This window comes from Oryzihumus sp. (assembly GCF_036391795.1).
Lineage (GTDB): Bacteria > Actinomycetota > Actinomycetes > Actinomycetales > Dermatophilaceae > Oryzihumus.
Window position 1 is genome coordinate 1 of sequence record NZ_DASVZH010000191.1, and the last position, 9535, is coordinate 9535.

The window sequence follows — 9535 nt, forward strand, 5'->3', positions numbered from 1 at the left end:
GCTCATGGTCTCGCCCGCTCAGGGGTTCGGCCAGACCCAGATGCTCACCTCGGGCCCGTCCGCGACGAGCTCCATGCTGCCCTCGCCCAGGGCGAGGTTCCGACCGTATGCCGTGCGCGCACCCTCGATGCCACCGAGGTGCGTGGTGGACACCGTGACCGGTCCGTGCCCGGCGCGCGCGACGTGCACGAGGGCGGTCTCGGCCCCGGTCTGGCGCAGGTAGACCAGCGCGTCGTCCGAGGCGTGAACCCATCGCAGGCCGCCCTCGCGGAGGGCGACGGACGAGGTCCGGGCCGCGATCAGGCCACGGTAGACGTCCAGCAGGCGGTGGTCCCAGCGACTTTCGTCCCAGGGCATCGGGCGGCGGCCGTCCTCGCCGAAGTCACCACGCATCCCGATCTCGTCGCCGTAGGTCATCATCGGGATGCCCGGCATGGTGAAGAGCAGCCCGGCCGCGGCGTCGACCTGGCGCGCGTCCTCGCCGACCAGGGTCCGCACCCGGGTGGTGTCGTGCGAGCCGACGAGGTTGAAGCTGTGCTGCACGGTGCGGAACGGCACCAGCGCCGTGAACTCGCGCATCGTCTCCATCACCGAGACGCCGCCGAGGCGGGGCACCATCAGCGGGGAGCCGAGGAACTTCGGCGCGTAGCCCGTGTCGCGCAGCCACGTCCAGACGGGGCGGGTGAAGCCGGCGTAGTTCATGACGCCGTGCCAGCCGTCGCCGACCGCGTCGCGGGTGAAGTCGTGGCAGTGCTCGCCGACGAGCAGGGCGTCCGGACGCGCCTCGGCCATCGCGGCGCGCATGTGCCGGGCGATGTCCTGGTTGTGGTCCTGGTCGCGGTAGCGGCCGGTCATGTTCGCCACGTCGACGCGCCAGCCGTCCAGGCCGTGCTCGCCGCTGATCCACTTGCGCACCACGCCGTCGGCGTCGTCGAAGACCCGCCGGCGCAGCTCGGCGCTGTCGTAGTTGAGCTTGGGCAGGCTCTTCACGCCCAGCCAGGCGACGTAGTCGCCGTCCTCGTCCCAGAGGTAGAAGCCGCGCTCGTCGCTGGTGACGTCGGCCTGCGCCTTCTCGAACCACTCGTGCGCCGCACCGGTGTGGTTGGTGGTGAAGTCGCCCAGGACCCGCATGCCGCGGGCGTGGGCGGCCTCGGTGAGCCGGGCCAGCGCCTCGTCGCCGCCGAGGACCGGGTCGACCGCCGCGAAGGTGGAGGCGTCGTAGCGGTGGTTGGAGCGTGCGGGGAAGAACGGCGTGAGGTAGACCGTGTTGACGCCGAGCTTCTCGAGGTGGTCGAGCCGCTCGACGACACCGTCGAGGTCGCCGCCGAAGAGCTGCCAGGCGATGACGTCGTGGCCGAGGTTGACCGGCTCCTCCCAGTCCGCCGGGACAGCCCACGCCGGCGTGGGCCGCTCGTCGGCGGCCGCCGACCGGGCGAACCGGTCCGGGAACACCTGGTAGACCACGGCGCCGCCCGCCCCGGCGGGCGGCGCGGCATACGTCACGATGCGGAAGTCGGCGGCGTCGGGGACGTCGCGCAGGTGCACGCCGGTGCCGTTGAGCCAGGCGTAGCCCGAGGGCCCGCCCTCGAGGATGAACCGGTAGTTGGTCACCGGGTTGTGGCAGACCACCTCGGCGCTCCACCACGTCTCGGTGTCGGTCCGCTGCTCCACGACCGCGTCGACGAACACCGGCTCGGCGTCCGGCGTGAGCCGCACGTGCACCGCGGTGATGTCGGCCTCGTGCGGCACACGGACGCGCAGGATGACCGTCTCGCCCAGCCGCGGTGCGGAGTTGGAGACGTAGAGGTCCGAACCGTCGTGGTGGGGCTGGGACAGCAGGTCGAGCGAGGAGCTCACTTCACCGAACCTTGGGTCAGGCCGCCGACGAGCTGCTTCTGGAAGCCCAGGTACAGCAGGACGACCGGGATGGACACGAGCAGGGCACCGGCGCAGAACTGGCCGAAGTAGCGGTTGCGGTCGGCCTTGAGCATGGCGTTGAGGCCCACGCCCAGGGTCTGCGAGTCGACGTCGCGCAGGAAGATGCTGGCGAGCAGGAACTCGTTGAACAGGCCGATGAAGGTCAGCATGAACACGGTGATGAGGATCGGCAGGACGAGTCGCAGCGTCATCGTGAAGAAGATCCGCGCGTGCGAGGCGCCGTCGACCTTGGCCGCCTCGTCCAGCTCGCGCGGCACGGTGTCGAAGTAGCCCTTGAGCAGCCAGACGTTGGCGCCCATGGCCCCACCGCTGTAGGCCAGGATCAGGCCGAGGCTGGTGTTGAGGCCGAACATCGGGATGACGTCGCCGATGGCCGCGAAGGTGATGTACATGGCCACGAAGGTCAGCAGCGCAGGGAACATCTGCAGCAGGAGGAGCAGGAGCATGCCGGGACGGCGCCCGACGAAGCGCATGCGGGAGAAGGCGTAGGCGGCGCTGGCGCCGATGAAGACGGCGACCAGCGCCCCGACCGTCGAGATGACCATCGAGTTCTTGAACCACTCGAGGAAGGGGCGGTTCTGGTCGTTGAACAGCGCGTCGAAGTTGTCCATGCCGACCTTGGTCGGCAGCAGCGAGGAGGTGCTCAGGGTGCCCGACGGGTTCAGCGCCGCCGAGAGGATGAACACGATCGGGAACAGCGACCAGAGCAGCGCGACGATGGCGAGGCCGTGGCGCCACCACACGCGGCCGCCGGCGGGGCCTCGTCGCCTGCTGCTCGGCTCCGGCTCGGTGGCGACCGGGGTGGCGAGGGTCTGGGTCAGGCTGGACATCAGTTGATCTCCTCGAGTGCCTTGGTGCGACGGAAGCCCTGCGCCGAGATGAGCGCCACGATGATGAAGATGAGGACCGACACCGCCGCCGCGAAGCCGTAGTTCGGGCTCACGCCGCTGAACGCCAGACGGAACGCGTAGGTGATCAGCAGGTCCGTGGAGCCGATCGAGGTGTTGGCCGCCTCGAACGGGCCGCCCTCGGTCAGCAGGAAGATCAGCGTGAAGTTGTTGAAGTTGAAGGCGAAGGACGCGATCAGCAGCGGGCCGACGGCCACCAGCAGCAGCGGCATGGTGATCGAGCGCAGCATCCGCACCGGGTTGGCCCCGTCGATGCGGGCCGCCTCCTTGACGTCGCTCGGGATCGACTGCAGCGCGCCGGTGCAGACGATGAACATGTAGGGGAAGCCCAGCCACAGGTTCGCCAGCAGGATCGCGGCGCGGGCCGCCCACGGGTCGCCGAGCCAGTCGACGTCGAGGTGGGTGAGCTGGTTGATCAGGCCGTAGTCCTGGTTGAACATCGAGCGCCAGACCAGCGCCGTGACGAAGCCGGGGATGGCGTACGGCAGGATCATGAGCGAGCGGTAGATGCCCTTGCCCCGCAGGCGGGGGTCGTTGAGCAGCAGGGCCAGCAGCATGCCCAGGACGAAGGTGCTCAGCACGGACACCGCCGCGAAGGCGATGTTCCAGATGAGGATCTTGACGAAGCCGGCACGGATGACGGGGTCGGTGACCGCGGTCTTGAAGTTCCGGAAGCCGACGTTCTCCTTCCACCCCTGCGGCAGCGCGTCGCCCTGGCCGTCCGCGGGCACGAACCGCGCGTCCCTGGCGACGTACTTCTTGCCGGTGGCGGAGTCGGTGATCGTGTCGGTGGCCTTGTCGTAGCTGAACGTCGCCTTGCCCTCGAAGGCCTCGGACAGGCCGACCCGCTTGATCGCGACGCCGTCCTTGACCGGGACGGCGAAGGTGTCGAGGTCCTTGCGCTGGTTGACCTGGAGCGCGTTGAGGATCGTGTAGCCGGAGGCGGCGGTGACCTTGCCGGTGGGCGCCTTCTCGACGCCCTCGGTGAGCTCGGTCAGGCCCTTGGCGTCCCCGACGAAGGTCTTGCCCTGCGGGTCGGTGAGCAGGTAGTACGGCGTGCCCGTCGCGGGGTCGCTGCCGGACTTCACCGCGACCGAGAGCTTGTAGCGCGGCGACCCGGGGACCTCGGAGACCGAGCTGGTGACGATGCTGTCGATCGCCTCCTGCTTGGAGATCGAGTGGCCGTCGCCGTAGTTGGTGAACGCGGTCATGGCCGTGTAGACCTGCGGCCAGATCTGCAGGCCGACCAGGAGCAACAGGCCCGGGAAGAGGTACTTCAGCGGCACCGCGCGCCGTGTGCCGTAGATGGCGAGGATCGCCAGCCCGACCATCGACACCAGCACCACGGCCAGCAGGTGGCCCTGGCTCGCCAGCTGGGTGTCGACCCAGAAGACGACGGCGAGCGCGACAGCGATCGCGCCCCACTTCATGACGTTCGCGGCCATCCGGCTCATCGGGTCTCCCGGGATCGTGCGGGGTGGATCAGGTGGAGCAACTGCGAGGTATGCCGGGTGGCCGCCGACCGGGGTCGGCGGCCACCCGCGCCGTCATCAGCCCTTGGCGATGTTGGCGACGATCTCCTTCTGGGCGGCGTCGAAGCGCGCCTGCGGCTGGGCCTTGCCGGCGATGACGTCGGCGGCAGCCTGGCCGAGCGGACCCCAGACCGAGTTCATGGCCGGGATGTTCGGCATGGGCTGGCCGCCCTGGCCGGCCTCGAACCACGCCTTGACGTCGGCGTTGGTGGCGGAGACCTCCTGGTAGGCCTCGGTCAGGGCCGGGGGACGGTTGCCGGCGGCGAACAGGGCCTCCTGGACGTCCTTGCGCGGGACGTAGTTGGTCACGAACTCCTCGGCGAGGGCGGCGTTCTTGGCCTTGGCCGAGACGTAGAACATCTGCACGCCCAGGAACGGCTGCATGGCGTGGCCGTTGATGGTGGGCAGCGGCGAGATGGCGTACTTGATGCCGGCCTTCTTGGCCTTGTCGATCGCCCACGGGCCGGTGATGTAGAACGGCGCCTTGCCGGCGTCGAACAGCGCGTCGGCGTTGTCACCGCTGACGTTGGTGGACAGGGCCTTGAGCTGGCCGAGCTTCTGCAGCTCCATCGCGCCCTGCATCGAGGCGGCGCTGTTGACAATGACCTTGCTGGCGTCGTAGTCGCCGTTGGCCTTGGTGGCGAAGATGCCACCGCCGAAGGCCTTCAGGTACGGGTAGGTGTAGTACGCGTTACCGGTCTTGCCCACCTCCTGGATCAGGATGTTGGTGGCCTTGCCGGACTTGACCAGGGCCTGGCCCTTGGCGACGAGGTCCTCCATGGACTTCGGGGCCTCGGGGGCCAGGGCGGTGTTGCGCACCAGGCCGATGTTCTCCACGGCGTAGGGCACGCCGTAGGTCTGGCCGCCGAACTTGGTGGCCGCGATCGCCGCCGGCGCGAACTTCGCGGAGACGCTCGGGTCGAGGTTGACCGGGGCGACGGTGGCGTTCTGGACGAGCTCGCCCAGCCAGTCGTGGGCGCCGACGATGACGTCCGGGCCCTTGCCGACCTTGGTGGCGTCCTTGAACTGCTGGCGCACGTCGGTCGCGACCTGGACGACGACCTTGATGCCGCCGTTCTCCTTGGCGAACTGGTCGGCGTACTTCTGCACGATCGGGGCGCGGTCGTTGTCGGCCCAGATCACCAGGTCGGCGTTCGCGTCACGGACGGGGGCGCCGGTCGTGGTGGGCGACGCGGCCGGGGTGGTCGCGGTCGCGGTGGTGCTGCTGGTCTTGCCGGCGGCGGCGGGGGTGCTGGACCCTCCACAGCCGCTCATCAGCAGGGCAGCGACACCGGTGACGGCGACGGCCCCAAACGCACGCTTGTGCATCGAGTCTCCTAGCAAGTGACGAGAAGGGATGGCCCACGCCGACCCCCTGAAGCGCGCAAAACTTAGCAAGTTCTTGCAGGCTTCTGGAAGCAAAACTGCAAGATCTTGCAGCCACGTTTCGATAACGTCACCCGGACACCACGGGTCACAGGGGGAACGGCGGATGCTCACGGCATGGCGGCAGGTCGGCACGCTCCCCCGCTGGCTGCAAGCCCTGCTGCTCGGCCAGCTGGTCAGCGCCGCGGGCGCCCTGGCCTGGACCTTCCTCACCCTCTACCTCGTCCAGGACCGCGGGATGGGCCCGCCCGAGGCGGGCGTCATCGGCGCCGGCTTCGGCATCGGGCTCATCGCGGGCAACCTCGCCGGCGGCTCCCTCGGGGACCGGTTCGGCCTGCGCCGGGCCCTCGTGGCGGCCACCCTCGGCTGGGTCGTGACCTGCGTGGCCTTCCCGTTCAGCCCCGTCGCGGCCCTGCTGCCGCTCGCCGCGCTGGCCGGCGCGGCCTCGGGGGTGTCCCGGCCGCTCGGCATGGCCGTCGTCCTCACCGCCGTCGCCCCCGAGCAGCGCCGCACCGCCGCGGCCGTGACCCGTGCGACGTTCAACGCCGGCATGATCATCGGGCCGCCCCTGGGCGCCCTCGCCGCCGCCGTCGACTTCGACCTGGTGTTCCTCGTCGACGCCGGGACGAGCCTGCTGCTCGCGGCCGTCATCTGGAGGTGCGTCCCCCGCACCCAGGGCCGCCCCGTCGTGGCCCCGGCGCCGGCACGCTGGTCCCTGTGGCGCTCCCTGCGCGCTCGCCCGCACGTGCTGTGGATCCTCGCCACCGTCGTGGTGGTCGACACCGTCTACCGGCAGTTCTTCGTCACCTTCCCGCTGCAGCTGCGCGCGCTGGGCCTGCCGACGCCGGCCTACGGCCTCCTGCTCGGCGGCGCCTGCCTGGCCATCGTGCTGTGCGAGGTGCCGCTGTCGGTCCGCCTCGCGGGGCGTCGTGGTGTCGCGGTCGTCGCCGGCGGCTACGCCCTCGTCGGGGCCGGCTGGCTGGTGCTCGGCGCCGATCCCTCGCTGGCCACGGCCTGCCTCGGCGTCGCGGTGCTGACCGGCGGGGAGATGCTCTACAAGCCGACCGCGACCGCGACGGTCGCCGAGGCCGCCCCCGAGGGGTATGCCGGGCGCTACCAGAGCCTGTACGCCTCCGCCTCGGTGGCCGGCATGTTCCTCGCCCCGCCCCTGGGCGGCCTCGCCTGGAGCCGGGCGCCGGAGCTGGTCTTCCCCGTCGCGGGGTCCGTCGCGGTGCTCGTCGCCGCGACCCTGGCCGGGTACGACCGGGCTGCGGCACGGCATACCGAGGTCGTCACATCCGTCACTCAGGTCTAGCCGGATCGGCGCCCATGGGGGAAGATCCGTTGCACCACCGCTTGGCACCCGCCCGGTGGGGCACCACCTTTACAACGGATCGTCCGGCACGTTCCTGCCGGTGAAGGAAGGTTCGATCACACATGGCTACGGTCAAGTTCGACAAGGCGACCCGGCTCTACCCGGGCAACGACGTCCCCTCCGTGGACAAGCTCGACATCGACATCGCCGACGGCGAGTTCCTCGTCCTCGTCGGCCCCTCCGGCTGCGGCAAGTCCACCAGCCTGCGCATGCTCGCCGGTCTGGAGGAGGTCAACGACGGCAGGATCTGGATCGGCGACCGCGACGTCACCGACCTCTCGCCCAAGGACCGTGACGTGGCCATGGTCTTCCAGAACTACGCGCTCTACCCGCACATGACGGTCGCCGACAACATGGGCTTCGCGCTCAAGATCGCCGGCGTCAACAAGAGCGAGATCGCCAAGCGCGTGGCGGAGGCCGCCAAGATCCTCGACCTCGAGCAGTACCTCGAGCGCAAGCCGAAGGCCCTCTCCGGTGGCCAGCGCCAGCGCGTCGCCATGGGCCGCGCGATCGTGCGCAACCCGCAGGTGTTCCTCATGGACGAGCCGCTGTCCAACCTCGACGCGAAGCTGCGCGTGCAGACCCGCACCCAGATCGCCTCGCTGCAGCGCCGTCTCGGCGTCACCACCGTCTACGTCACCCACGACCAGGTCGAGGCCATGACGATGGGTGACCGCGTGGCGGTCCTCAAGGACGGCCTGCTGCAGCAGTGCGACACCCCGCGGCGCATGTACGACCACCCCGACAACGTCTTCGTCGCCGGCTTCATCGGCTCCCCCGCCATGAACCTGCTCGAGGTGCCGGTGGTCGACGGCGGCGTGAAGTTCGGCGCCAGCGTCACCCCGATCGAGCGCGAGCACCTCGCCGGGGCCGGCACGTCCGTCACCCTCGGCGTGCGGCCCGAGGACCTGTCGCTGGCCAGTGAGGCCGAGGGCATCCCGGTCACGGTCGACGTGGTAGAGGAGCTCGGCGCCGACGCCTACGTCTACGGCTCCACCGACTTCCACGGCGAGGTCAAGCCGATCATCGCCCGCGTCGACGGCCGGCGCCCCCCGATGAAGGGCGAGACCGTGCACTTCGCCCCCAAGCAGGGCCACGTGCACGTGTTCAACATCGAGACCGGCGAGCGCATCGGCGACTGAGCGCCCCCGCGTCAGGAGGCGGCGGCACCCACCCGGGTGCCGCCGCCTTCGCGTGTCCGGGGCCGCGGTCCGGTTCCGTGCCCGCGGCCATGGACGCTCCCGGAGTCCCGCTCGGCTCGCATGCCACCATGGACCCCGTGGCCCTGCAGATCACCGCTGCCCGTCCCGACCCCGCGCTGCTGGACCTGCCGTGGTCGGTCCCCCTCGAGGAGTGGCCCGAGGACGTGCTCGCGGCGCTGCCCCGGGGCATCTCCCGCCACGTCGTGCGCTTCGTCAAGCTCTCCGGCCGGGTCCTGGCGGTCAAGGAGATCAGCGAGGACCTGGCCCGCCGCGAGTACAACCTGCTGCGCCTGCTGACCCGCCTCGACCAGCCCTGCGTCGAGGCGTTCGGCGTCATCAGCGGCCGCACCACGCCCGAGGGTGAGGAGCTGGACGCCTGCCTGATCACCCGGCACCTGCAGTTCTCCCTGCCGTATCGCGCGCTGTTCAGCCAGACGCTGCGCAAGGACACCGCCCAGCGGAGCATCGACGCCCTGGCGGTGCTCCTGGTCCGGCTGCACCTGACCGGCTTCTGGTGGGGTGATGTGTCGCTGTCCAACACGCTGTTCCGCCGCGACGCCGGCGCGTTCGCGGCCTACCTCGTCGACGCCGAGACCGGCGAGCTGCGTGACAGCCTCTCCGACGGTCAGCGCGAGCACGACCTGGAGATCGCCCGGGTCAACATCGCCGGGGAGCTGATGGACCTGTCCGCCGGCGGTTTCCTGCCCGAGTCGGTCGACCCGGTGGACACCTCGCAGCGGATCGTCGACCGCTACCGCGACCTGTGGCGCGAGCTGACCGAGCCCGAGCGGTTCGAGCAGGGTGACCGCTGGCGCGTCGACGAGCGGATCCGCCGGCTCAACGAGCTCGGCTTCGACGTCGACGAGCTGTCGATCACGACCGACATCGGCGGCACCGAGATCGTCATCACCCCCAAGGTCGTCGACGCCGGGCACCACTCGCGCCGCCTGCTGCGTCTCACCGGCCTCGACGTCGGCGAGAACCAGGCCCGCCGCCTGCTCAACGACCTCGACGCCTACGCCGCGGCGACCGACCGCCAGAATGAGGACGAGGAGATCGTCGCGCACGACTGGCTGACGAAGATCTACGAGCCGATCACGCGGGCGGTGCCGCGCGAGCTGACGAGCCGCCCCTGCTTGCGGCCGCCCCGGCCTCGGGCTTCATGAACGCCTTCCCGGACGAGGACAACGTCAT

General features: G+C 70.3%; 7 protein-coding genes. 3 read left to right on the forward strand and 4 right to left on the reverse strand.

Annotation, left to right across the window (positions count from 1 at the left end):
* Window positions 1–18: 18 nt before the first annotated feature.
* The 4 genes from VF825_RS11585 to VF825_RS11600 form a co-directional block, all read right to left on the reverse strand.
* A complete protein-coding gene (locus tag VF825_RS11585; protein ID WP_331113386.1) occupies window positions 19–1857 on the reverse strand; it encodes a glycoside hydrolase family 13 protein in 1839 nt (612 codons plus the stop codon).
* Window positions 1854–2768 carry a sugar ABC transporter permease gene (locus tag VF825_RS11590; RefSeq protein ID WP_331113388.1) on the reverse strand — a complete coding sequence of 305 codons (915 nt, stop codon included), beginning with the start codon at window positions 2766–2768 and terminating at the stop codon, window positions 1854–1856. The genes VF825_RS11585 and VF825_RS11590 overlap by 4 nt, the downstream gene beginning before the upstream one ends.
* On the reverse strand, window positions 2768–4300 hold the full coding sequence (locus VF825_RS11595; RefSeq protein WP_331113390.1) for an ABC transporter permease subunit: 1533 nt from the start codon (window positions 4298–4300) through the stop codon (window positions 2768–2770). Before VF825_RS11595 ends, VF825_RS11590 begins: the two co-directional genes overlap by 1 nt.
* 96 nt (window positions 4301–4396) lie before the next feature.
* Complete coding sequence (locus VF825_RS11600; protein ID WP_331113392.1) at window positions 4397–5707, reverse strand: maltose ABC transporter substrate-binding protein; 1311 nt, start codon at window positions 5705–5707, stop codon at window positions 4397–4399.
* A 163-nt stretch (window positions 5708–5870) separates the two neighbouring features.
* Between VF825_RS11600 and VF825_RS11605 the strand changes: the two genes are divergently transcribed.
* The 3 genes from VF825_RS11605 to VF825_RS11615 all read left to right on the forward strand — a co-directional run bounded on the left by VF825_RS11605 (window position 5871) and on the right by VF825_RS11615 (window position 9507).
* Entirely contained in the window at window positions 5871–7079 is a 1209-nt protein-coding gene (locus VF825_RS11605; RefSeq protein WP_331113394.1) for an MFS transporter, read from the forward strand.
* A gap of 122 nt (window positions 7080–7201) precedes the next feature.
* A complete protein-coding gene (locus VF825_RS11610) occupies window positions 7202–8281 on the forward strand; it encodes a sn-glycerol-3-phosphate ABC transporter ATP-binding protein UgpC (protein WP_331113396.1) in 1080 nt (359 codons plus the stop codon).
* Window positions 8282–8418: 137 nt separating this feature from the next.
* Complete coding sequence (locus VF825_RS11615; protein WP_331113398.1) at window positions 8419–9507, forward strand: DUF4032 domain-containing protein; 1089 nt, start codon at window positions 8419–8421, stop codon at window positions 9505–9507.
* Window positions 9508–9535: the final 28 nt, after the last annotated feature.